This window comes from Cupriavidus sp. 8B (genome assembly GCF_054589115.1).
The window spans coordinates 1-21,226 of record NZ_BAAILO010000243.1; the positions used below are offsets into that span (position 1 = coordinate 1).

Consider the following 21,226-nt stretch of genomic DNA (forward strand, 5'->3'; position numbering starts at 1 on the left):
GTGCGAGCACTTTATAACTTGTAAGCTAAAAGACCGAAGTCTTCCGCATCCGCTATCAAGCGCCCACACTTATCGGTTGTTTGTTTGTTAAAGAACGGTCCGCGGTTCGCTTTGCTTGCCGCGTCGCTGCTTTGTCTGCAGCAGAGAAACGAGATTATGAAGCGTGATCATCGTTTCGTCAACAGGTTTCGCAAACTTTCTTTGCTGCAGTCGGCGCCTGAACCCGCTCCGCCAACCACCCCTGCCAACCCCGCAACCCTTGTCCCGTCTGCTTTGCAGCGGTCTTTCGTGTTGCGAGGGGGCGAATAATAAGACGCTCCCCTGGTCCTGGCAAGCCTTTTCTGAAATGATTCTAAAATCGACAGAAAAGCGCCCGAAGAGGCTCATTAACACCGACCAGCACGACCAATTCGCGGCGCTAGCCGGCAACCGCCTGGCTGCGGCAAACTAGGGTCGCCGGACGGACCTGGGCGGCTCGCGACGAAGTCCGCCGCCGCGCCCGCGGGTCACTCTATATATAAGGGAGGAACTTGCATGACCATTCGCATCGTGAAGCTGGGCTCGCCCCGCTTGCCTGACGAGGGAATCCGCATTGGCACCGTGCGCAGGCCGCCCCGGGGCGTGCCGAAATCCGAGTTCGCCAAGCGGGACTACTACGATGTGTGGTTTCCGAACCTGTCGCCCTCAGCCGAACTGGTCGCGCAGGCCTTGGACATACAGGCCGAAGGGGACGAAAAGGCGTGGCGGGCATTCGAGCGGCACTTCCGTGCGGAGATGGCGCGCCCGGAAGCAAGCCGGACGTTGGATCTGCTGGCCGCGATGTCACAGCAAACGAATTTCTCGATTGGCTGTTATTGCGAGCACGAGGAAAGATGCCACCGCTCTATATTGCGCGCCCTGCTGGCGGCGCGCGGAGCCGCGCTGTCTTAGGGTGATGCTGTCAGACCGCCTTTTGGTCGCGCACGCACTGGCGGCGGAACAAGGAACGCAGGCTGGGCCAGCGGATAGGCAGGAGCGGAGTGCGATGGCGCACAGCATCGCGCTCGGCATAGTGGGCCAGCAGTTGCTCGCCAACCGACTGCCGGAAATAGGCGGGCGTCGGGTAGTCCATGGTCAATCCCTATTGTGGTTCATCAGGATTGACAGTATACCGAATTTTAGTGCAGCGCGTCATAGCGGGATGCGCAAGCGCCCTATTCCGGGGCATTGCGTAGCTTCATGAATGCCCCTGAGTGCCAATAGAATCAACGACAAACGGCGCTACCGCGGCGACGGAAGCCGACTTGCGCCAGCACACGATCGTTTTTGCATATCGAATACTATCTACCAGCGCTCAGGAACCCGGCGCACCGGCCTCGGCCAGATCTTCGGCCGCCTTGGCGGCGCTATAGACGTGCCGCGTCGCCAACAGCGCCGCCAGATCCGCATCGCCCGCGATGACTGCCTGCAGGATCTGCGCATGCTCCTCCCAGTTCTGCCGGGCGCGCGTGACATTGGCCGGCGCGAACAGCAGCCCCGTGCGCTCCCTGAGCGTACGCACCATGTCCTGCAGCACGCTATTGGCTGCGATATTGCCCAGCACCTCATGAAAGCGGGTGTTCAATTCGATGAAGCGCTCAGAGCGTCCGCTCGCAGCGGCCTCGGTGCCCTGGCGCAGCACTTCATTGAGTTCGGCGATCAGGGCAGGATCGCGGCGCTGGGCAGCCAGCTTGGCGTTGAGCCCTTCCAGCGTGGCCCGCACTTCGACCATTTCCTTGGCGATGTTCGGCGACAGCGTCGCCACCGAGGCGCCCCGCCGGGGCTCGATGCGTACCAGGCCTTCGGCGGCAAGCGCGCGCAGTGCTTCCCGCACGGGGATGCGCGAGACGCCCAGTTCAGTGGAAAGCTTGTTTTCGACCAGGCGCTCGCCTTGGTTGTACTGCCCGCCGAGGATGCGCTCGCGCAACGTATCGGTCACCAGGGCGAACAATGGGGAGTGCTGGGCGCCAAGGCTGGCGCCGGCGGGATCCGAACCAGGAAGTGCGTGTTCGGTACCATGGGCGTCGGACATAGATTCTGGCTTGGGTCAGCGAGACACTGTCCTCGGGCAAGGCGCGCGGGCGGGCCATCGCGAACGGGTGTCTAAGGGATCAGGGACCGCGGCGCCGGCCCGGAAAGGCTGAGGGGCAATGCGACCGCGGTGGCATTGTCCGCATTGTATACCGGCGCAATACGATTTTTTGCGCAACACACCTTGCCAGTGCCAAGGCCAGCGCCACAGCCCCGCGGCCCTGGCACAACGTGCCGCCCTTGGGCCGGGTACGCGGTCCGGCAGGCTATGATGCGTAGCCTCTACCAAACCCCGCCTGCGACTCGCCGATGGCTCTTAATCTGGTCTGGCTATCCTTCTTCCTGCTCGCCTTCGTCGTCGCCTGCATTCGTGTGGCGACAGGCGATACCGCGGTGTTTCCGGCAATGCTGGCGAGCCTGTTCGACAACGCACGCACCGCGTTCGAGATTTCGCTTGGCCTGGCGGGCGTCATGAGCTTGTGGCTGGGCATCATGCGCATTGGCGAGCGCGCCGGCGTAGTCGACTTATTCGCACGCGCGGTCAATCCACTATTGCGCCACTTCTTCCCCGGCGTTCCGCAGGGTCACCCGGCCCAGGGCGCGATGATGATGAATGTGTCGGCCAACCTGCTAGGGCTCGACAACGCGGCGACCCCGCTCGGCCTCAACGCCATGCGGGAGTTACAGTCGCTCAATCCCCGCGCTGACACAGCCAGCGACGCGCAGATCATGTTCATCGTGCTGAACACGGCTGGCTTGACGCTGATCCCGACCTCGGTGATCGCCATGCGCCAAGCGATCTCGGTCAAGCAGGGCCTGGTCGGATTCAATGCCGCGGATATCTTCCTTCCCACCCTGCTGGCCACCTGCGTGTCCTGCCTGGCCGGCTTGCTGGCAGTGGCCTGGGCGCAGCGGCTCAACCTGCTCAAGCCAGCCGCGCTGGCCGCCTTCGGGCTGCTGTCGGCGGCTGTCGGCGGACTCTTCCTTTGGCTGCGGCACGCGCCCCCGGAACAGGTGAGCACCGCCACCGCCCTGGCTGGCAGCGGCTTCATCCTGACGTTGATCGTGGTCTTCCTGATTTGCGGCGCCATGCGGGGCATCAATGTCTACGATGCCTTCGTCGACGGCGCCAAGGAAGGCTTTGGCGTCGCGGTGCAGATCATTCCCTATCTGGTGGCGATCCTGGTGGCGATCGGGCTGTTTCGGGTGACGGGCTGCATGGATGTCCTGATGCAGGGCCTGACCGCCGCTTTTGCCTGGCTGGGCCTGGACACCGCCTTCGTCCCCGCGCTGCCGGTCGGGTTGATGAAAATCCTGTCGGGCGCGGGCGCCCGCGGCCTGATGATCGACGTCATGAGCACCTATGGGGTGGACTCCTTCCAGGGCAAGCTCGCCGCGATCATCCAGGGCTCGACCGAAACCACCTTCTATGTGCTCGCCGTGTACTTCGGCAGCGTCAACATCCGCAACACGCGGCACGCGCTTGCCTGTGCCTTGTTCGCCGATCTTGTGGGCTTGTGCGCCGCAGTCGGCATCGCCTACCTGTTCTTCCGCTGAAACGGGCACGCCTTGCCGCGATAAAACCAACGAATCGTCGCTAAACGCTCGATGGAAACAGGACAAAAAGAGAAGAAATTCCAGTTTTCAATGTATTAAGCCGCTACTTTGTTGCTCACAAACAACATGTTTGTGAAGCCAGACACGCTTGGCCAAGATGCCGCTTGGTGCGACGCAACAAATCATATATAGTGGAGTCTGTCTCCTCCACCACCTCGGTGGATTCCAGCCCGCGCACGAAACTGCGCGGGTTTTTTTTGCCCGCGTTTTGCCAGTCACCACGGTTTGCCCTTGCTGCGGCGGCTCATGGCAAAGCTCGCAGCCGATCCTGCCCAGCGCACCAAGGAAGCTCAGCCGCTGCACCAGGAGGAGGCCAGTCCGCACCGCCCCGGTGTAAAAGGCGGATTTCCGCGCGAAATGTTGCGGCGCAACATTCAATCCCGTAGAGTCAGTCTGTCCCTTGCGCCTGGCAGGGCGGATCTCCGCCTCGCAGCGCCCACCCTTCTTGCCGACATGATTTCCGCGCTGCGCCTGCCCCGCCCCGATGCCTCGATGTTGCAAAGAGGCCTGGTCTACGCCTTCTCGTTCCTGGTCCTGGCCGGCACGGGATGGCTCACCGGGGAAGCCGGCTATCTGTGGGCGGCAACGGCTTCGATCTGGACCGGCCTGGCAGACCGCCGCGGCACCGCCGCCGAACGGCTGGCGGCACTTGGCTCCGTCGGCATTGGTGGCGCCGCCGCATGTGCCCTGGGCACGGCTGCGGCGGTGACGCCGTGGACGGCAGTGGCCGTGGTGCTAGTCGCCGGGCTGGCCGCCGGGCTGGCCGAGACCCGCGGCCCCGTGCCCGCGCTCTCGGCCAAGCTGCTCTATGTGGTGTTGATCGCCTCCTGCCTGCAACCAGCGGGGGATGGAGAGTTAGCCGTGCGCGTGCTTGCCCGCAGCCAGGAGTTCCTGCTTGGCGGGCTCTTCGCCTGCGTCGTCAGCGTGGCCCTGATTCGGTCTGCGCGCGACACGCGGCCGCGCGCGGAAATCCTGGCGGTGTTCGATGCCTTGCTGCGCTTTGCCTCGGATCTGGCGGCCGATGCGCCCGTGGGCGATGCGACGGTCATCAAGCGCGACATCCGCGAGCGTATCGAGGCCGCGCATCTGGCGATCAACATGCGGCGCAGCCTGCGGGACCCGCTAGGGCTGATGCACTATGCCTATGTGGTGAGCCTGGCCGATGCCATGTTCGGCCTGCTGATCGTTGCCGCCGAACTGCGCAGCCGCGCCGATGACGCGGACCCCAAAGCTAGCGGCGCGTGCAGCGTCGAGCACCTGCCACTTCGCCATTTGCTGCGTTGCGTCACCGATGTTCGGGAGCAGGTCTGCGAGGGACTGGCGCATCACGCGCCAGACCTGGCTTCGCTCTGCGCGGCGCTGGCCGGCGAACTGCGCCGCCTGCATGCACCGCTGGCAAATGCGGGGGCGCCGCCGTTGTACCAGGCTGCGCTCAGCGCACTGGCCCGGTATCCGGCCTTCGGCGACTGGCGCCGCGAGTACCGTTGGCCGCGGCGCGCCTTGCGCCGGACTTGGCAACGCTGGCGCGCCGTGGTTGCGGAGCACACTGCCCGCGACGCCCGCGTGGCCCGCCATGCTGTGCGCCTGGCGCTAGCCGGCAGCCTGAGCCTGATGCCGGCGCAGTTCTGGAAAGTCGATCACGGATACTGGGTGGCGGTCACCGTCATCATGGTGCTTAGCCCCCAGTTGCAAACCACGCGAAGGATCTCGTTCCTGCGCTTCGCGGGTTCCCTGGCTGGCGCGCTGCTGGCCTGCGCCATCGGCCTGGCTCACCCACCGGCACCGCTTGCGCTGGCGATCAGCGCGGCCTGCCTGGCGGCCGCCTATACGTGTCGGCTCGCCGGCAGCCCCGGTGCCTTCGCCATGTGCCTGACGCCAGCGGTGATCCTGTTCTCATGGGTCGGGGCACCGGCGGCGGACAGCAGCCACTTTGCCGCGCTGCGGGGCATCGACACGGCGCTAGGCTGCCTGATCGCCCTGGCCAGCTATTATGTGCTGGCGCCGCGGGCCGAGTTATCGAGGGTGTATCGCCATAGCCTCGACGCCCTGGCGTCAAACACGGCGTACCTGCGTGCAGCATTTGCCGGCGCCAGTGCATTCACGACCTCGCCCACCCGCTCGCCCGCGCCGACGCAAACACGGCTGGAAGCATTGCGCATGGCGGCCGGCCGTACTTCCAGCCGGGCGGATCAAACCTTGCAGCAAGGCGTGGCGGAGCTCGCTCCGGAGCTGGCCCGCGAGTACGCCCAGCTGCACCTGGCCTTGCGGCGCATGGCAGCGCTGGCTGGCTTGGTGCGCGCGGGGCTTGAGGCCGAAGCAGGCAAGAGCCAGGCGGAACCGGCCACGCAGGCAGTGCTGCAGGGCCTCGCCGCACTGCTGTCCGAGCTGGCAGCAAACCCCGGCGCAAGCGTGACGTCGCTCGCAAGCGCCTTCCTGCCCGATTCCGCCGCGCCGCTGGACCGGTTCCTGGTTGAACAAGCCGGCTTCGCCTCGGCCCAGATCAACGCCGCCCACGCAGCCATGGCCGCCGTGCACCGGCTGGCTGGCGGTCAACCCAAGCCCAACCGCCCGCATTTGCCGTATCCGGGTTGATGACGGTCAAGGCCCCGCACTCTGCGTCCATCGCGGATCGGAACCATCACCTAGAATGGTTCCATCCCTCAGTGACCGGTGTGAGGCACGCCATGCCCGAAATTTCCTTTCCCCGCAGCGTTCCCACCTACTGTGCGGCTAGCCTGACCCTCTCCTGCCCCGCGACTGTCAACGGGCAACCCACCCTGTATTCGATCACGGCCGAGGCGCTCGAGACCCATTTCGGTGCCCGCTCCCCACGCGAGGAAGACCTGGTGCGGGCGTTTACCAGCCACCGGAAGCGCATCGAACACATCGCCCAAGGCCTGTTCGAGCTCACCCAGGCGCGCGAAATCCTGTTACGCAGCGGGCACATCCGCTTCGCAGGCTGAAGCCTCAACCTTGCGCCGCCCGGCCTCGCACCAGCGGCACCGGCACCGGCACGCTGGCCTGCCGGATCACGGATCTTCTTATAAGCCGCATGCGTCATTGCCATTTTCTCCAGAAGAACAATGGATAGTGACGGAAGCGACATCGCATTCGGCCGAATTCGATACTACCCGCCACCGCGCGACGCGGACGTTCCGTGCGGGCCTCGCGCGCCTGAGTCCACGATCACGAGATAGCGTCCGGGCCGGGCTACCGGCGCGCGGCCCGGGGCCAGGACCCAGAGCGAGTCACCTCGCTGCGAAGCCGCCAGGTAGTCGGCGTCCAGCAGCCCATAGTGGTCAAGGAGGCGATTCAGGGTGGCGGGGATCCGCACGCATCCCTTGGAGGCCGGGTGGCCCAGCCGAGATTCGAGCCGGTCCGGATCGGTGGCATGCATCTGCAAGCGCATCTGGCTCTCCCCACCCTTGCCCCAGCCGCGTTGGGCATCGACCCAGCCGAAGTCATAGATGCGCATCCCGCTAACGCCGTAGCCGCGGATGCCGTTCTCGTTGTAGGTACCCTCGGCGCGGAAATCCATGTTGTCCACGCTGTGGCTGAATACGCCGATCGGGGTAATGAAATGATCGAAAGTGCCTGGCTTGCCTGTCGAGACGGGCGCGGCGCCCACCCACTGCCAGGGTGCATCGTCGGCAGGCCGCGCAAACAGCATGGCGGCCTGGACCCGCGGGTTGCGGTCGACCAGCACAGCCCAGTCGCCTGCGTCGGCCTCCCGCCCGTCCGCCTGTAGCGCGGACGCCAGCAAGCCGGCATACCGCATGGCGACAGGCGCCGGGAGGTTGAGGTGGCGCTGCACTTGTTGCAAGAACGCTTGCCGGACCATGCTGAGTTCATTGGCGACGGCGAGTGGTGACTGGATCGCCACCAGCGCGACTAGCGCGAATGGCGCCAGACGTCTGACGCGTGCGAGCCAGCGCCGAAAACCCTTGACGCGGGCCCGCTCTAGGCGAGCGCACGGCATGATTGCCTCCTTTGAACAGGCGTTGCGGCGATACGCCATGGTGGACGGTTACGCGGCGCGGCGCCTTGTGCAGGATCAAGTCCGACGCACGGCAGCGCTCCGGCGCCATCGTCCCAAGATGGCGGACGGTCTACCTATATAGACCGCAAAGGCACCGACTATTTCCGTTGGGTATGCCAGACGCCGCTTCCCGGGGACGAAGGATCGCCAGCGCACCGAGCGTTGCGGCTCAGCCGCCGCGTTTCGTGCCTTAGTCACGTCGCATCCATATACAATCACGGCCATGCAATACATCCATGTCGTCAACGGCGACGTAGCGGGCAACACGCTACGGCAAGCCCTCGCCCAGGCCGCCAGGCCCGACCCGGTCGTCGTGCTTCGCGACGACCTCGCCGTCGGGCCGCTGGCTGACGTAGACAGCAGTGGGCTCATCCGCTCCGGTTTCTGGCAGCGCGTAGCGCCCCACAGCGACATCGACTTCGCCGCCGAAATGCACCAGGCGCTCGACCAGTTGCAAGGCCTGCGCAAGGACGAGCTGGAAGTCGCCATCTGGCATGGCCAGAGCGCTTCCGACCAGCTGATGCTGCGCCGGGTGGTGTTCCACCTCTATCAGTCACCCCAGCGCATCAATGAAGTGGCCATGGACCTGCGCGAGCTGGAAGCGCCCGCGCGCGGCAACCTGGCCGCCATCGGCATGTATCCCGCGGCCCGCCTGGCGCGGCGCTTCTCCACCATCGCCCCGGTCTCGGTGCTGCGCCTGGGCCGCCTGGGCTATGAGTGGCAGCAGAACGTCAAGGAAAACGCCGACGTCCGCCTGTGGAAGGGCAATACGCTGGTGCCCGCGGCTTACCACACGGTGGATGAAGTGATCCTGGAGCGCGCCCCGCTGGAATGGGCGCCGGCCGCGCAAGTGGTCGGCGGCGTAATGGGCGCCATCGAAGGCCTGCTGGCCAGCGACTGGTTTGTGTTCTGGCGCTGCCGCGAGCTGATTGGCGCCGGCCAGCTGGTGCTGCGCGGCAATGCCGAATCCCTGCAGACCTGCGAGCTGCGCCGCAACCTGTCCGCCGGCGGCGAGTAAAAAGAAAAAGGCGAAGGTCTCCATGGCCCGTACCAAGGCACCCGATTTCGAGGCGCAGCGCGAGCAGATCCTGGACCTGGCTGCCGCCGCCTTTGCCGCCAGCAGCTACCCCAGCACCTCGATGGCCGACCTGGCCGCTGCCTGCGGCACCTCCAAGGCCCGGCTGTACCACTATTACGAGAGCAAGGAAGCGATCCTGTTCGACCTGCTCGACCGCTACACGCGCCGGCTGATGCTGATCGTGACCGAGGTCGAGGCGGAGGCGGAACGCCAGGGACGCAGCGAGCTGGACAGCTTCTCCAACCTGATCCGGGCCTTCCTGGCCGAGTACGAGACCTCGCAGACCCGGCACGTAGCCCTGATCAACGACGTCAAGTTCCTCGCCGAGGAACAGCGCGACCAGATCCTCAAGCGCGAGCGCGACGTGGTGGCCGCCTTCTCCCGCCAGTTGCGCCGGGCCTATCCCGAGCGCGTCACCCGCGACAACCAGGCCGCGCTGACGATGACGGTGTTCGGCATGATCAACTGGACCTTCACCTGGCTCAAGCCGGGCGGCAAGCTGTCGTATGCGGAGTTTGCCGAGATGGTGATCGACCTGTTGGCGGGCGGGTTGCCGGGTGCCCGCGCAGAACCCGCGGTGCGGCTGCGCGGCGCCGAATAAAGCATATTCATTGCCCATGCCGGCGCTCTTGCAGCGCCGGCGCGGTACCTCAGGACCAGTCCTCCTCTTCCCGCTGGCGGCGCTGATCGCGGTCCTGGCGGAACATTTCCTCCAGTTCGTCGCGCGCCTGGCGCGCCAGCGAGACCAGCTTCTTCTGGTCCGTGTAATGCGGGTAGAACCGCTCGATCGCCGCGATGTTGTGCCGGCGAAAGCGCAGCGCGACCGAACGCGCCTGCACGGGATCGTAGCCCAGCCCTTCGAGCACGCGACGGCCCAGCAATAGCGAGCCCTCGAACACTTCGCGCTCGAACAGGTGCACGCCGCGGTCCTTGAGCTGGTAGACGTGCGAGACGTGGCGTGCCCGCGCGTAGATCTGCAAGTGCGGGAAGCGCGCTCGCACGCTGTCGATCAGCGCGAGGCTGTCCTCCATGCCATCGATCGCCACCACCAGGATGCGGGCCCGCTCCGCGCCGGCGGATTCGAGCAGGTCCATGCGGGTTGCGTCCCCGTAGAACACCTTGAAATCGTACTGGCGCAGGAACTCGATCTGGTCGGGATCGTGGTCCAGCACGGTCACGCCGATCCCTTGCGCATAGAGCAGGCGGCCGATGATCTGGCCAAAGCGGCCAAAGCCGGCGATCAGCACGGGGTTGTCCTGCGGCGCGATCACGTCGTCCGGGCGCCGCGCCAGGCGGGCCAGCCGGGGCGCCACCAGCCGGTCGAAGACCAGCAGGAGCAGCGGCGTGGCCACCATCGACAGCGCCACCACCAGCACCAGCAGCGCCTCGGTGCGCGCCGGCAGCAAGCCGGCGCCGCCCGCCACGCCAAACACCACGAAGGCAAACTCGCCGCCCTGTGAAATCAGCAGCGCAAACAGCAGCCATTGGCCGCGCGCGATGCCAAAGCGCGGCGCCAGCAGGGCCAGCACCACGGTCTTGAACAGCACGAAGCCAACCACCAGGGCCGCCACCTGCACCGGCGCCTGCATCAGCACGCCGAAGTCGATCGACATGCCTACCGCCATGAAGAACAAGCCCAGCAGCAGGCCCTTGAAGGGCTCAAGGTCGGCCTCCAGCGCGTGACGGTACTCCGAGTCCGCCAGCAGCACGCCGGCCAGGAAGGTACCCAGCGCCATCGACAATCCCACCGCGTCCATCATCAGCGCGATGCCCACCACGAGCAGCAGCGCGAAGGCGGTGAACATCTCGCGCATGTCGGTGCGCGCGATAAAGCGCAGCGCGGGGCGGACCAGATAGCGCCCGCCTACCACCACGGCGCCGATCACCCCGACCGCCTTTGCCGCCCCGAGCCAGCCCGCCGCGCCGGTGGCGTCGGCGTCGGCGCCGCCGGCAGCCAGCAGCGGCAACAGCGCGATCATCGGGATCGCGGCGATGTCCTGGAACAGCAGGATGCCGAAGCTGGCGGCGCCCGCCGGCGTGCCGAAGAGATTGCGCTCGGTCAGCGTGGCCAGCGCGATCGCGGTGGACGACAGCGCCAGGCCCAGGCCCGCCACCAACGCTACCTGCCACGATGCCCCGACCAGCGCAGCAACGCCGCCGAGCAGGATCGCGCAGGCCGCCATCTGGGCGCCGCCGTAGCCAAAGATGACACGGCGCAGTTCCCACAGCTTCCTGGGCTCCAGCTCCAGGCCGATCACGAACATCATAAGCACCACGCCGAACTCGGAGAAATGCAGGATGGATTCGACGTTGGTCACCAGCCGCAGGGCCCACGGGCCGATCGCCACGCCGGCCAGCAGGTAGCCGAGCACCGCGCCCAGGCCAAAGCGGCGCGCCACCGGCACCGCCACCACCGCGGCAACCAGGAAGACCACCAGGGCCACCAGGAAATCGTGTTGTTCCATGGCGCGCTCCTCAGCTTGCGGCGGCGTTGGAGACAACGCCACGGGCAACGTCGGCAATGCCGCCCAGCACGCCGGTGACCCGGCCGATATGGTCGGCCAGCGCTTGGGCGTCAGCCTGGTTGGCATCATGCAGCACCAGCGGCGACAACCAGCTCATGCCGCACAGCACGGCGGTCTGCTCCAGCGGCAGCATGTATTCCTCGATGCTGTGGCCATGCGTGCCGTCGGGGCCGTAGGAGTCGGCGTGCCCACCGGTGCTGGCCACCACCAGCATGGACTTGCCACGCAGTGCGGTGCCGCCGGGGCCGTAAGCCCAGCCGCTCTCCAGCACATCGTCCACCCACAGCTTGAGCAGCGCCGGCATGCTGTACCACTGCACCGGGAACTGCAGCACCAGCGTGCCGGCCCGCGCGAGCGCGCGCTGCTCAGCGACCACGTCGATGTCGTAGTCGGTATAGCTGGAGTAGAGATCGTGCACGGTCACGCCGGGCAGGCTTTCCAGTGCCGCCGCCAGCGGACGATTGACACGCGACAGGTGCGGCCTGGGATGGGCATAGATAACGAGAATCGGGGGCTCGGCCTTGGGGTCCACGAAAATTCCTGAAAAAACGGCTTGCGCAACAGTGGCCACGAGGCCGGAAAGGGGTGTTTAAATCACTGGATGGCGTGGATTACCTGGGCTGCCTCATGCCAAGGCAGGGCCAATCCAGTGACCTGCCCCGGGGAAAGCGGATATGCGGCGTTGCAGCAAACCCACACCGACGAACGGAAAACGCCCGTACTAAACAACACAACCCATTGATTTAAATAGACTTATTTGGAATTTACAAAATCGAACAAGGTTGGCGGGGCCCTCACCTTACGTGAGACTGACAAATCCACTACAATACTTTTCGCGTTGCAGCAAGATAGTGTTTGCCCTTGTATCCCGATCAAATTGTCGAAAGTGCATGGACGAACACCCGCTGAGTGCTATTTTTATACCTGATTACGTCGCAAGGAAAACAAAGTGAATCCGCTCGAACTGAGCAAGGCCGTCGGGGCAGTATCCGACGAAGATCTCCGCCGTGCAGCCGCAGCCGCGCAAGCGTCGCAGCGCCCCACCACCCTGGTGCGCGAGCTGGCTGCGCATCATCGCTCGCGCCTGCTGAAGCATTTCCTCGCCCTGGGCGAGGAGGATCGCCTGCTCCGTTTTGGCCAGTCGGTTGGCGACCATGTGATCGAAGCCTACGTCGATAGCATAGATTTCGACCACGACACCGTGTTCGGCGTGTATGACGAGCACCTGGAACTGATCGGCGTGGGCCACTTTGCCAACCTGCGCGACAACACGCAGGGCCGCGTTGCCGAGTTCGGTGTCTCCGTGTCGCAGAGCGCGCGTGGCCGCGGCATTGGCAGCTCGCTGTTCGAGCGTGCGGCCATGCACGGCCGCAACAGCAATGTGCGCACCCTGTACATGCACTGCCTGTCGCGCAACGCCGCCATGATGCACATTGCCAAGAAGGCCGGCATGAAGGTGCAGTATGCGTACGGCGAGGCCGATGCCTACCTTGAGCTGCCGCCTGCCGATACCGTCAGCCGCCTGACCGAGGCGCTCGACGAGCAGGTTGCCGATCTCGACTACATGGTGCGCCGCAATCTTCGCGATGCGCGCCGTTTCGGCCTGCGCTTCTGGCGCTCGATGGTGCCGCAAAAGCACACCGTCTAAGCGAAGCCTGCCGGCATCGTACCCATGGCGCGCCCGCCCGGCGCGCCATTTTCTTTGGTGCCGTTGCCGTGCAACCCTCAGCCCCCTGGCACCGGCAAGGCAGTGGTGTCCTTGATGCATTCGAGCGCGAAGCTCGAGCGCACGTCGATGACCGCGGGATGGGCCAGCAAGTGGTCCTTCATGAAGCGCGCGAAATGCTCCATGTCTTCCACGTAGACCTTGAGCAGCAGGTCCATCTCGCCGGTCATGGCGTGGCAGGCGGCCACTTCCGGCCAGATCTCGATGGCAGCACGGAACAAGTCCAGCGGCGCCTTGCCTTTGGGCGCGCCGCCGTGCTTCTCGAGCCGTACGTTGATATAGGCGAGCAGCCCCAGCCCGATCCGGCCGGGCTCCAGCAGCGCCGCGTACTGGCGAATCACGCCAACCTCCTCCAGCCGGCGGATGCGCCGCAGGCACGGGCTGGGCGACAGGTTCACGCGCTCGGCCACTTCCAGGTTGGTCAACCTCCCGTTGGTCTGCAGCACCTCCAGGATCTTCCTGTCGATCTTGTCCAGCTCCACCTTGCTCACGATATTGTTGCTCCGCAATATGTTTGTCGGCAATTTTTTTGCGCAAATTTAGCAAACCGTGCACAAGTACGCAATTTTTTGTGGCGCCCCGTATCCTGCAACGACTTTTCGCCCAGCGCAATCGCCTTACGGGTGCAAGATGTCGCCATGGCGTATGGCCGTGCACAGGAACAGGGCGTAACAGGGCGTCCGAGACCTCCATTGCAGGAGCGACCCGCTCGCCCTGGACATTCAGGCCCTCAGGGGCGTGGTCTATCCGCGGATCCGGCGGGTCGAGCGTTCGGAAGGCAAGGATGGTGCCAACACCGGCCAGTGCGGCCAGCCACGGAGCAAAAAAAAGCGCGGCCGGCAACGGTCGCGCTTTTTTCAATCTGCCCACGGCGCGGCGCGCCGTGGATCCTGCCTCAATCAGTCACCGCGATCAGCCACCGCCGCTCGACGGCGCAGCCGGGTTAGGCTGGTTATTGCGGGGCATCCGCTGCATCCGCTGCTCGTGCATCTTCTGCATGCCGGCGCGGATCTCGTCCAGCGTCAGCTTGCCGTCGTGGTTGGTGTCGAGCTGGTCGAAGTGCTTGGCCAGGTGAGGCATCCCGGCTTGCACCTCTGCCTTGGTGAGCGCGCCGTCGCCGTTCTTGTCGGCCGCCTTGAAGCGGGCTTCGAGCTCGGCCTGCATCTCGGCGCGGCGCTGCTCCATCATTGTCTTGCGATAGGCAGCGAGTTCGTTCTTGTCGAGCTTGCCGTCATGATTGGTGTCGATCTTGTTGAACAGCGCGTCGGCCTCCGCTTTGGAGATCGTGCCATCGCCGTCGGTATCGATCGATTTGAACCACATGCCGCCGCCATGCTCCATATGGTGGCGCATGCCCGCCTGAGGCCCGGGGGCCGGCGCGGCAGGGGCTGCGGGCGCGGCGGTCTGGGCGAAGGCTGCGCCGCCCATCGCCAGGAACACCGCCGAAGCGGCCATGAAATTCCGGATCGAACGTGCCTTGAGATTGCCTTGCATGTCTTTACTCCTTTTTCGTCTCGGTGGACTGGTAAGGATTAGAACGCACGCCAGGCTGGAAAGTTGGTCCACCTAATACGTTGTTACGCGGCTCACAGTTAGGCGCCGCCGGCGTAAGCCGCTGAAAGTAACGGTAAATAAGATGGCGCAGCGCAGTTACAAGTCAGTCTTTGGCAGAGATAGGCTCGTTGCCGCCAGGCTGCCCCGGCAACGGCTGGGACTGCTGTTGCGGCAAGGACTGCGGCGGCGGTGCGGGGATGGGCGTGGCGGGCACCGGCATCGGCGTGGATAGCGGCGCCGCCGCGCCTGCCGGCAAAGCCGGTTGCGCGGCCGCCGCAGGGCCGCGCGTGACGATCGCCGGGACAGGTAGCGCAATTTCCTGGCGCACGCCGTTGCGCTCGATCACGATCCCGCGGTCGCGGACTTCCGTCAGCCGGATCTGCGACGACAGCGCGGTGCCCGCGCGCACGGCCTTGGGCGGGCCGCCATCCAGCGAGACAATGGCCGCGCCGGCACCGCTGCCGATATCCGCTACCACCCCGATCAATTGCACGTCGCGCACGCCGGACTGCGCGTTGCCGCCGAACAGCGTGCCGGCCGCGCCGGTCTCCACCGCCTCGGTCTGCGCCACGCGGGCCGCGTGCGGCACGGCAATGGTCCGCATCGCGCTGAAGGTCAGCACCCAGCGGGTAGCCAGGGCGCACAGCGCGACGAACAGCACGAGCCCGGCCAGTCGCGGCAGCCAGAGGCTGGAGGGATTGAAGCGAAAAGCGGGCCGCAAGGAGAGTTGCACGGAAGTGGGCTGGTGGGCGTCAAAGCACCAAGCGTACCAGAGCCGCATGACAGCTGTCTGCCTCCGCCGGGCCCGCGACGCGTCGGCACGCCGAGGCGCAACGGTGCGTTCCGCGCCTTCCCCGGCGTTTCGCCGTGGGTGAACATGCAAGCACTCGCTCACAAAGCCGTCATGAAGTGGCGGTTATACTGTTTGACCAACTGGATCGCCGCCACGCGGATGCAACGCGGATGAAAGCAGGCGCTCCGCCAGATATTCCATAAGGCTAACCATGATGCGCAGGAACGTTGCCACCCTCCCCGACTCCACCTCCCGCCTGGGCCGCCGCCGCGCGCGCGGCTTTACCCTGATCGAAATCATGGTCGTGATCGTGATCCTCGGCGTGCTGGCCGCGCTGGTGGTCCCCAAGATCATGAGCCGCCCCGACGAAGCGCGTATCGTCGCCGCGCGCCAGGACATCTCCTCGATCATGCAGGCGCTCAAGCTGTACCGCCTGGACAACAGCCGCTACCCCACCACCGAGCAAGGCCTGGCCGCGCTGGTGGCCAAGCCCACCACCGAGCCGGTGCCCAACAACTGGAAGGGCGGCGGCTACCTGGAAAAGCTGCCCAAGGATCCCTGGGGCCATCCGTACCAGTACCTGAACCCGGGCGTGCGCGGCGAGATCGACGTGTTCAGCTTCGGCGCTGACGGCCAGGCTGGTGGCAGCGGCAACGACGCCGATATCGGCAACTGGGAATAAGGAACCACCGCCATGATCCGGGCCGGTCGCGCAGCCATGAGCACCTGGCCACAGGAACGGCGAATCCGCGGCCATCGCGGCCGCGGCTTCACCTTGCTCGAACTGCTGGTGGTGATGGTGATCGCGGGCATCGTGATTTCGCTGGTAGCCGTCAATGCCGCGCCCAATGAGCGCGGCCGCGTGCTCGACGACGGCCAGCGCATTGCGCGGCTGTTCGAGCTCGCGCAGGAAGAAGCCCAGCTGCGCGCCCGGCCGATCGCCTGGGAGGCCGATACGGTCGGCTGGCGTTTCCTGCAAGCCACGCCGGCCGGCTGGGCCCCGCTCGCCGGGGATGTGTTCGCGCCGACCAAATGGCGCCTGCAGCTCGACGGCGTGGCCGTCGCCGAAGGCGGGCGCGGCAACGGCGGCGCGCGCCTGGAGTTCGGGCGCGAGCTGATCGAAGGCCCCCAGCATGTGGTGCTGGTGCGCGGCGGCATCCGCGTCGACGTGGCCAGCGACGGCGCCGGCCGCTACTTCGCCAGCACGCCATGAAGCGCCTCCCCAGATTTTCCCCGTCTGCCCGCAACCCCCGGCGCTCGCCGGCGCGCGGTTTCACCCTGATCGAAGTGCTGGTCGCCCTGACCATCCTGGCCGTGGCGCTGACCGCCGCCATGCGCGCGATGGGATCGATGATCGAGGCTGGCTCCGCCTTGCAGACCCGCATGCTGGCCGAGTGGAGCGCCGAGAACCACCTCGCCACCTTGCGCCTGTCCAAGACCTGGCCCGAGCCCGGCACGCGCGGCTACGCCTGCCCGCAGGGCGGCGTGGAGCTGTACTGCGAGGAAACCATCTCGGGCACGCCCAACCCCTCTTTCCGCCGCGTCGAGATCGCGGTCTACCCCTCCGGCGCCGACAAATCCGTGCGCCTGGCCTGGCTAGTCACCATCGTTCCCAATGAAACGCGCAACCTGCTTTAAGTGCCTTGGGCGGCCACGCCCGGCCGTGGCCATGCGCGGCTTTACGCTGCTGGAAATGCTGGTGGCCATCACCTTGCTGGCGGTGATTGCCGTGATCGCCTGGCGCGGCCTGGACGCGATGACGCGCGGCCGTGAGCGCCTGACCGACCACGACAACCGCCTCAATACGCTCAAGCTGCTATACGGCCAGTTCCAGTCCGACTGCGAGCACCTGACCAGCCCGACCCTGCTGCAGGGCAGCCCGGTCGAGCTCGGCAATGGCCAGTTGCTGATGGTGCGCGACCGCCGCGACGAGGGCCGCCCCAGCCAGTGGCAGGTCGTCGTCTATCGCCTCAACGGCAACACCGTGGTGCGTGCGGCCAGCCCGCCGGCAGACAACCGCAGCGCGGTGCAAGCCGCGATGATCACGCTGCGCCAGGCGGGCGGCGGCGGCAACCTGGCTCGGCCGCTGGTGGGCGACGCCGACAGCCTGTCGGCGCGCGTCTGGGTGGAGCCCGGTGGCTGGCAAGCCGAGAACGGCCGCATCGCCGCCGCGCTGCTCAGCGGCAATGCCAGCGCCAGCGCGGTGGCCGCCTCCGGCGTGAGCGCCAGCCTGGGCGTGGCCACCACGGCGGTGCGCGCGATCGAGCTCAACCTCACGGCGCGCATGGGCGATGGCGACACGCCGCGGCGCTTCCAGAAGATCTGCATGACCGGCCTATGAGCAAACGCCCCGCTCCCCTTGTGCTGGCGGGCCGCCGCCAGCGCGGCGCCGCCGTGGTCACGGCCCTGCTGGTGGTCACGCTGGCGGTCGTGGTGGTATCCGGCATGCTGTGGCGCCAGCAGGTGCAGATCCGCTCCATCGAGAACCAGCGCCTGCTGGCCCAGGCCAGCTGGATCGAGCGCGCGGCCGTCGACTGGGCCCGCCTGATCCTGCGCGACGACCAGCGCCGCACCAGCGTGGACCAGCTGGGTGAGCCCTGGGCGGTGCCGATCGCGGAAACCCGCCTGTCGGACTTCCTCGGCGCCGGCCTGCGCACCGACCAGGAAGGCGAGACTTCCTTCCTCTCGGGCCGCATCCTCGACGCCCAGGCCCGCTTCAACCTCTCCAACCTCGTACTGTGGACGGCCAGCGAAACGCAAGGCCGGGTCGCCACCATCGACGCCCCCAGCCTGGCGATCTATCGCCGCCTGCTGCAGACGCTGGGCCTGAACGCCTCGCTGGCCGAGCCGACCGCGCGCTACCTGGTAAGCGCCGCCGGTGCCAGCAATGGCGCCAGCAGCGACAGCCAGCGCGGGCTGCGCGCGCCCGACGACGTCAACGACCTGCTCGCCATTCCGGGCTACACGCCGGAGATCGTGGCCACGCTGGCACCCTTTGTCGACGTGCTGCCCGAGCGCACGCTGGTCAACGCCAATACCGCCGAGGCCGAAGTGCTGGCCGCCGTGATCGACAAGCTGCCGCTGGACCGCGCCCGCGAAGTGGTGCGCCAGCGCGACCGCGCCTACTTCAACAACATTGGCGACCTGCAGACGCAATTGCGCACGCTGGCGCCGCAGGCCGACCCCAACACCGCCACCAGCACGCTCGACGTACGCACCCACTATTTCCTGATCTACGGGCTGATCCGCCACGAGCGCGCCAGCCGCATGCAGGTCTCGCTGGTCTACCGCGGCGAAGTGCTGGGCAACGCCAATACCACCCGGGTGGTCTGGGTGCGCGATATCGACCGGATGCCGGAACAGCGCTGATCGTGCAACCCCTCGCCCGTCTGGCCGTCATGGCTGGCGGATTTTGGGATCATGCTGTCGGATCGCGCGGGGCGAAAAGGGTTAGCGTGAGGCGGCCGCAAACGGCCAGCGCGCGCTTCCCGGGCGTTTGACCAGCAGCATCAGACAGATACGTATTGACGCCAATTCGTCACACAGGCAAGGTATGCTCCGGCCCGGCGGAAGCGGTAGTCCATGGACCCTGGCGCCCGCCCGTCCTGTGCCGCCAGCAGTACCGCAGCCGGCGTCAACCATGCAGCGGCGCAGTCCGCTGCATGGGTCACATGCCCCCGCTATCGTTCATTGACGCCGTTGTTGGCGCTGTAGCAAGGAAATCTTGAGCACCACCCTGTACGTCCGCCTGCCGCATCGGCCGCACGACCAGCCGCAACCCTGGCACTTCGGCGCCCTGCCGTTTGCCCTGGTCCGCACGGCCGTCGCTGACCGTAGTCGCCGGCAAGGCCCCCAGGCGGCCGGGCAGCTGTTGCGCGAAGGCCACGCCTCCATCTCCGAACTGCCTCCCGCCGATCGCCTGGTCCTGATCATGGCGGCCAGCGATGTGCTGCTGACGGGAGCCACGGTGCCGCCACTTGCGCCGGCGCGGCTCAAGCTGGCGCTGCCGAACCTGGTCGAGGAGGTGCTCGCCACCGATGCCCAGCCTTGCCATATCGCCGTGGGCCCGGCCCTCGACGCACTGCCGGGCAAGGCGGCCAGCGGCTCGCGCCGGCGCTTGCTGATGGTGACGGACCGCGCCTGGCTGCGTGCCGTGCTGGACGCCTTTGCCGAGCATCGCCACCGCCGGCGCCACGTCTTGCCAGCGCAGTTGTGCCTGCCCCTGCCGCCCGTGGCGCAGCCCGCCGAGGCCGGCGCCGATGCCAGCGCCGATCGCGCCGGCAGCCCCCCCGCTACCGCCACGCCCATGGCCGCGCTGGCGCTCGAAGCCGCCTCGCTGACCAGCGCATCGCCCCTGTTTGAAACGGAGGGCGTACCTGCGCCAGCCGAGCTTTCGCGCTACTGGCAACTGACCGTGCGCAGCAGTGAGTACGCCGGCTACGGCCTGCTGCTCGGCTCCGAGGCGCTCGCCGCCTGGCGAGGGCTCGCCCCCGCCGGTGACTGGTACGCCTCACCGGATGCCCTCGCGCAGGTGGCGCCGTCCGGCGCGCACCCGCTCGACTGGCGGGCATGGATCGAAGGGGCGCAGGCCAGCCTGCGCGAGCCCGCGCTCGACCTGGCCCAGTTCGAATTCGCCCAGGGCCGTGCCGACCGTTGGAACCTCAAGGCCTGGCGCCTGCCGCTGGCGCTGGCCGCCGGCCTGGCGGTGGTCCAGCTGATCGGCATGAACGTCCATTGGCTGCTGCTGCGCCAGGAAGCGCAGCGCCTCGCGGCCGCTCAGGAACAGACGTTGCGCAGCGCCTTTCCGCAAATCCCGGTGGTGATCGATCCGCCGCTGCAGATGCGCCGCCAGGTCGAGCAGCTGCGCCTGGCGAGCGGCCGCAGCACGCCTGACGATTTCCTGCCGCTGGCCGACCGCTTCGGCCAGGCCGCGCGCCAGCTCGCGCCGGACGCGCTGCTGGCGCTCGAGTACCACGGGCACACCTTGTTCGCCACGCTCAAACCTGGCACCGACACCAACGCGCTACGCAACGCGGCGCGCCAGTCCGGGCTGGCCATGGAAGCCGACAACAGCCCGCCCGACGCCTCGCGCGCCAACGCACCGGCCGGCACGCGCTGGTCGATCAAGCCCAGCCTGTGAGCGCGGACCGCCAAGTGAACCCGATGAAAGACACCGCATCCAAGCCCGGCCCCCGCGCCACCCAGCGCAGCCCGGCTGGCCGCGCGCGCGTCGCGGACCGGCTGGCGCGCCTGCGCCCGCGCGTGCCGCAGCGCTGGCAGGAACGCTTCGATGCATTCTGGTCGGCGCGCAACCCGCGTGAGCAGGCCATCCTGGCCGGCGGCAGCGCCGTGCTGGCGCTGGTGATCGGCTACACCGTCCTGTGGGAACCCGCCGCCGACGGCCGCGCCAAGCTGCAGCGCAGCCTGCCGCAGCTGCGCAGCGACTCCGCGGAGATGGAAACGCTGGCGCAGGAAGCGCGCGGCCTGGCGGCCAGCCCGGCCCCGTCGCTGCGCGGCGAGGCGCTCAACCAGGCCTTGCAGGAAAGCCTGGCCCAGCACGGCCTCAAGGCCACCCGGCTCAACGGCACCGGCGACAATAGCTTGCAGGTGCAGCTCGACAAGGTGCCGTTCGGCTCTGTGGCCAGCTGGCTGCAGGACGTGCGCCAGCAGCAGCGCCTCAAGGTCATCGATACCCGCATCGTCTACGTGGGCGCCACCGCCATGGTGAACGTCACCGCCACCCTGCAAGGCCCCGCGGCGAATCCGGGCGGGCGCGGCTGATGGCGCGCCTGGAAGCCCTGAGGCTCGCCCGCCGCCGCGTTGCCAGCCCTCGTGGCTGGCAACG

General features: G+C 66.9%; 22 protein-coding genes. 14 read left to right on the plus strand and 8 right to left on the minus strand.

Annotated features, from left to right (window positions below; translation table 11 throughout):
- Positions 1-534 precede the first annotated feature (534 nt).
- On the plus strand, positions 535-930 hold the full coding sequence (locus tag ACYP5B_RS22870; RefSeq protein WP_400102064.1) for a DUF488 domain-containing protein: 396 nt from the start codon (positions 535-537) through the stop codon (positions 928-930).
- A gap of 10 nt (positions 931-940) precedes the next feature.
- Here the strand turns inward: ACYP5B_RS22870 and ACYP5B_RS22875 are convergent, their stop codons facing one another.
- Together ACYP5B_RS22875 and ACYP5B_RS22880 are read right to left on the minus strand one after the other, a co-directional pair.
- Positions 941-1,111 carry a hypothetical protein gene (locus ACYP5B_RS22875; protein ID WP_459571194.1) on the minus strand — a complete coding sequence of 57 codons (171 nt, stop codon included), beginning with the start codon at positions 1,109-1,111 and terminating at the stop codon, positions 941-943.
- 222 nt (positions 1,112-1,333) lie between these two features.
- Positions 1,334-2,050 carry a GntR family transcriptional regulator gene (locus tag ACYP5B_RS22880; protein ID WP_267604583.1) on the minus strand — a complete coding sequence of 239 codons (717 nt, stop codon included), beginning with the start codon at positions 2,048-2,050 and terminating at the stop codon, positions 1,334-1,336.
- A 308-nt stretch (positions 2,051-2,358) separates the two neighbouring features.
- On the opposite strand from ACYP5B_RS22880, the gene ACYP5B_RS22885 reads away from it, so the two are divergent.
- The 3 genes from ACYP5B_RS22885 to ACYP5B_RS22895 all read left to right on the plus strand — a co-directional run bounded on the left by ACYP5B_RS22885 (position 2,359) and on the right by ACYP5B_RS22895 (position 6,629).
- Complete coding sequence (locus ACYP5B_RS22885; protein WP_459571195.1) at positions 2,359-3,606, plus strand: nucleoside recognition domain-containing protein; 1,248 nt, start codon at positions 2,359-2,361, stop codon at positions 3,604-3,606.
- 552 nt (positions 3,607-4,158) lie between these two features.
- Entirely contained in the window at positions 4,159-6,258 is a 2,100-nt protein-coding gene (locus tag ACYP5B_RS22890) for an FUSC family protein (protein ID WP_459571196.1), read from the plus strand.
- 92 nt (positions 6,259-6,350) lie between these two features.
- The gene (locus ACYP5B_RS22895; protein WP_400102061.1) at positions 6,351-6,629 is read left to right on the plus strand and encodes a DUF1488 domain-containing protein; all 279 of its coding nucleotides are present in this window, start codon (positions 6,351-6,353) and stop codon (positions 6,627-6,629) included.
- 164 nt (positions 6,630-6,793) lie between these two features.
- On the opposite strand, the gene ACYP5B_RS22900 is transcribed toward ACYP5B_RS22895, so the two are convergent.
- Positions 6,794-7,645 carry a L,D-transpeptidase gene (locus ACYP5B_RS22900; protein WP_459571197.1) on the minus strand — a complete coding sequence of 284 codons (852 nt, stop codon included), beginning with the start codon at positions 7,643-7,645 and terminating at the stop codon, positions 6,794-6,796.
- A 283-nt stretch (positions 7,646-7,928) separates the two neighbouring features.
- On the opposite strand from ACYP5B_RS22900, the gene ACYP5B_RS22905 reads away from it, so the two are divergent.
- Both ACYP5B_RS22905 and ACYP5B_RS22910 read left to right on the plus strand, forming a co-directional pair.
- The gene (locus ACYP5B_RS22905) at positions 7,929-8,723 is read left to right on the plus strand and encodes a DUF1835 domain-containing protein (RefSeq protein ID WP_267604587.1); all 795 of its coding nucleotides are present in this window, start codon (positions 7,929-7,931) and stop codon (positions 8,721-8,723) included.
- Between the two features lie 22 nt (positions 8,724-8,745).
- On the plus strand, positions 8,746-9,384 hold the full coding sequence (locus ACYP5B_RS22910; protein ID WP_267604588.1) for a TetR/AcrR family transcriptional regulator: 639 nt from the start codon (positions 8,746-8,748) through the stop codon (positions 9,382-9,384).
- Positions 9,385-9,433: 49 nt separating this feature from the next.
- Here ACYP5B_RS22910 and kefC read toward each other — a convergent pair whose 3' ends face one another.
- Entirely contained in the window at positions 9,434-11,248 is a 1,815-nt protein-coding gene (gene kefC / locus ACYP5B_RS22915; RefSeq protein ID WP_400102059.1) for a glutathione-regulated potassium-efflux system protein KefC, read from the minus strand.
- A gap of 10 nt (positions 11,249-11,258) precedes the next feature.
- Positions 11,259-11,840 (minus strand): glutathione-regulated potassium-efflux system oxidoreductase KefF, encoded by a 582-nt coding sequence (kefF, locus tag ACYP5B_RS22920; RefSeq protein ID WP_400102058.1) that lies wholly within the window; start codon positions 11,838-11,840, stop codon positions 11,259-11,261.
- Positions 11,841-12,257: 417 nt separating this feature from the next.
- Here kefF and ACYP5B_RS22925 point away from each other — a divergent pair, with 417 nt between their 5' ends.
- Positions 12,258-12,956 carry a GNAT family N-acetyltransferase gene (locus ACYP5B_RS22925; RefSeq protein ID WP_459571198.1) on the plus strand — a complete coding sequence of 233 codons (699 nt, stop codon included), beginning with the start codon at positions 12,258-12,260 and terminating at the stop codon, positions 12,954-12,956.
- A gap of 77 nt (positions 12,957-13,033) precedes the next feature.
- On the opposite strand, the gene ACYP5B_RS22930 is transcribed toward ACYP5B_RS22925, so the two are convergent.
- The 3 genes from ACYP5B_RS22930 to ACYP5B_RS22940 all read right to left on the minus strand — a co-directional run bounded on the left by ACYP5B_RS22930 (position 13,034) and on the right by ACYP5B_RS22940 (position 15,321).
- Entirely contained in the window at positions 13,034-13,525 is a 492-nt protein-coding gene (locus ACYP5B_RS22930; RefSeq protein WP_043352404.1) for an Lrp/AsnC family transcriptional regulator, read from the minus strand.
- 421 nt (positions 13,526-13,946) lie between these two features.
- Complete coding sequence (locus ACYP5B_RS22935; protein ID WP_267604592.1) at positions 13,947-14,528, minus strand: EF-hand domain-containing protein; 582 nt, start codon at positions 14,526-14,528, stop codon at positions 13,947-13,949.
- A gap of 163 nt (positions 14,529-14,691) precedes the next feature.
- On the minus strand, positions 14,692-15,321 hold the full coding sequence (locus ACYP5B_RS22940) for a general secretion pathway protein (protein WP_267604593.1): 630 nt from the start codon (positions 15,319-15,321) through the stop codon (positions 14,692-14,694).
- A gap of 274 nt (positions 15,322-15,595) precedes the next feature.
- On the opposite strand from ACYP5B_RS22940, the gene gspG reads away from it, so the two are divergent.
- The 7 genes from gspG to ACYP5B_RS22975 all read left to right on the plus strand — a co-directional run bounded on the left by gspG (position 15,596) and on the right by ACYP5B_RS22975 (position 21,162).
- Positions 15,596-16,063 carry a type II secretion system major pseudopilin GspG gene (gene gspG / locus ACYP5B_RS22945; protein WP_400102066.1) on the plus strand — a complete coding sequence of 156 codons (468 nt, stop codon included), beginning with the start codon at positions 15,596-15,598 and terminating at the stop codon, positions 16,061-16,063.
- A gap of 36 nt (positions 16,064-16,099) precedes the next feature.
- Positions 16,100-16,594: a prepilin-type N-terminal cleavage/methylation domain-containing protein gene (locus ACYP5B_RS22950; protein ID WP_400102056.1), complete on the plus strand. Its 495-nt coding sequence runs from the start codon at positions 16,100-16,102 to the stop codon at positions 16,592-16,594.
- Positions 16,591-17,019 (plus strand): type II secretion system minor pseudopilin GspI, encoded by a 429-nt coding sequence (gene gspI, locus ACYP5B_RS22955; protein WP_400102055.1) that lies wholly within the window; start codon positions 16,591-16,593, stop codon positions 17,017-17,019. Before ACYP5B_RS22950 ends, gspI begins: the two co-directional genes overlap by 4 nt.
- Entirely contained in the window at positions 16,997-17,722 is a 726-nt protein-coding gene (locus tag ACYP5B_RS22960) for a type II secretion system protein J (RefSeq protein ID WP_400102054.1), read from the plus strand. Before gspI ends, ACYP5B_RS22960 begins: the two co-directional genes overlap by 23 nt.
- Entirely contained in the window at positions 17,719-18,750 is a 1,032-nt protein-coding gene (gspK, locus tag ACYP5B_RS22965; RefSeq protein ID WP_459571199.1) for a type II secretion system minor pseudopilin GspK, read from the plus strand. Before ACYP5B_RS22960 ends, gspK begins: the two co-directional genes overlap by 4 nt.
- A gap of 355 nt (positions 18,751-19,105) precedes the next feature.
- The gene (gene gspL / locus ACYP5B_RS22970) at positions 19,106-20,521 is read left to right on the plus strand and encodes a type II secretion system protein GspL (protein WP_459571200.1); all 1,416 of its coding nucleotides are present in this window, start codon (positions 19,106-19,108) and stop codon (positions 20,519-20,521) included.
- Between the two features lie 23 nt (positions 20,522-20,544).
- Positions 20,545-21,162: a type II secretion system protein M gene (locus ACYP5B_RS22975; RefSeq protein ID WP_459571201.1), complete on the plus strand. Its 618-nt coding sequence runs from the start codon at positions 20,545-20,547 to the stop codon at positions 21,160-21,162.
- Positions 21,163-21,226: the final 64 nt, after the last annotated feature.

Bases quoted from the DNA above. Each gene is read 5' to 3' on its own strand.
- ACYP5B_RS22870 (WP_400102064.1), top strand. From the start codon at position 535: ATGACCATTCGCATCGTGAAGCTGGGCTCGCCCCGCTTGCCTGACGAG.
- ACYP5B_RS22875 (WP_459571194.1), bottom strand. From the start codon at position 1,111: ATGGACTACCCGACGCCCGCCTATTTCCGGCAGTCGGTTGGCGAGCAA.
- ACYP5B_RS22880 (WP_267604583.1), bottom strand. From the start codon at position 2,050: ATGTCCGACGCCCATGGTACCGAACACGCACTTCCTGGTTCGGATCCC.
- ACYP5B_RS22885 (WP_459571195.1), top strand. From the start codon at position 2,359: ATGGCTCTTAATCTGGTCTGGCTATCCTTCTTCCTGCTCGCCTTCGTC.
- ACYP5B_RS22890 (WP_459571196.1), top strand. From the start codon at position 4,159: ATGTTGCAAAGAGGCCTGGTCTACGCCTTCTCGTTCCTGGTCCTGGCC.
- ACYP5B_RS22895 (WP_400102061.1), top strand. From the start codon at position 6,351: ATGCCCGAAATTTCCTTTCCCCGCAGCGTTCCCACCTACTGTGCGGCT.
- ACYP5B_RS22900 (WP_459571197.1), bottom strand. From the start codon at position 7,645: ATGCCGTGCGCTCGCCTAGAGCGGGCCCGCGTCAAGGGTTTTCGGCGC.
- ACYP5B_RS22905 (WP_267604587.1), top strand. From the start codon at position 7,929: ATGCAATACATCCATGTCGTCAACGGCGACGTAGCGGGCAACACGCTA.
- ACYP5B_RS22910 (WP_267604588.1), top strand. From the start codon at position 8,746: ATGGCCCGTACCAAGGCACCCGATTTCGAGGCGCAGCGCGAGCAGATC.
- kefC (WP_400102059.1), bottom strand. From the start codon at position 11,248: ATGGAACAACACGATTTCCTGGTGGCCCTGGTGGTCTTCCTGGTTGCC.
- ACYP5B_RS22935 (WP_267604592.1), bottom strand. From the start codon at position 14,528: ATGCAAGGCAATCTCAAGGCACGTTCGATCCGGAATTTCATGGCCGCT.
- gspG (WP_400102066.1), top strand. From the start codon at position 15,596: ATGCGCAGGAACGTTGCCACCCTCCCCGACTCCACCTCCCGCCTGGGC.
- ACYP5B_RS22950 (WP_400102056.1), top strand. From the start codon at position 16,100: ATGAGCACCTGGCCACAGGAACGGCGAATCCGCGGCCATCGCGGCCGC.
- gspI (WP_400102055.1), top strand. From the start codon at position 16,591: ATGAAGCGCCTCCCCAGATTTTCCCCGTCTGCCCGCAACCCCCGGCGC.
- ACYP5B_RS22960 (WP_400102054.1), top strand. From the start codon at position 16,997: ATGAAACGCGCAACCTGCTTTAAGTGCCTTGGGCGGCCACGCCCGGCC.
- gspK (WP_459571199.1), top strand. From the start codon at position 17,719: ATGAGCAAACGCCCCGCTCCCCTTGTGCTGGCGGGCCGCCGCCAGCGC.
- ACYP5B_RS22975 (WP_459571201.1), top strand. From the start codon at position 20,545: ATGAAAGACACCGCATCCAAGCCCGGCCCCCGCGCCACCCAGCGCAGC.